Source organism: Arthrobacter sp. K4-10C (genome assembly GCF_059090085.1).
In genome coordinates, this window is the sequence record NZ_JBNHFI010000029.1 from 1 (window position 1) to 474 (window position 474).

General features: G+C 67.5%; 1 protein-coding gene. It reads left to right on the plus strand.

Going from position 1 to position 474, the window contains the following annotated elements:
* On the plus strand, nucleotides 1-474 hold a 474-nt coding region (locus AC5RUU_RS19610), incomplete at both ends, for an L-serine ammonia-lyase, iron-sulfur-dependent, subunit alpha (protein WP_493976870.1).

Genomic DNA, 474 nt, shown 5'->3' on the forward strand with positions numbered 1-474 from the left:
GCCGGGGAGGTGCTGCATGCGGCGACGTTCTTCTCGGTCGGTGGCGGGTTCATTGTCCGGGAAGGGGAAGAGGACGCGGCGCAGCAGGAACTGGAGGCGTCCAGGCAGGAGCTGCCGTTGCCGTTCAGGACGGCCGCGGAACTGCTGGAGCATTGCCGGGACACCGGGCTGGGTATTTCGGACGTGATGCTGCTCAATGAAAAAGCCTCCCGGGGCGAGGATGAGATCCGGGCCGGGCTGCTGCAGATCTGGTCAGTGATGGAGAGCTGTGTGGCCACCAGCCTCAAGCGCGAGGGTGTGTTGCCGGGCGGGCTGAACGTGCGCCGCCGCGCCCCGGACTGGTACGCCCGGCTGAAGAAGGAATCCGGCCGCCCCAACCAAGACCATGACGGGGACCAGGACAGCGCGTGGGATGCGGGCCCGTTCGACCCCAGGTATTGGCAGGAGTGGGTGAACCTGGTGGCGCTGGCGGTG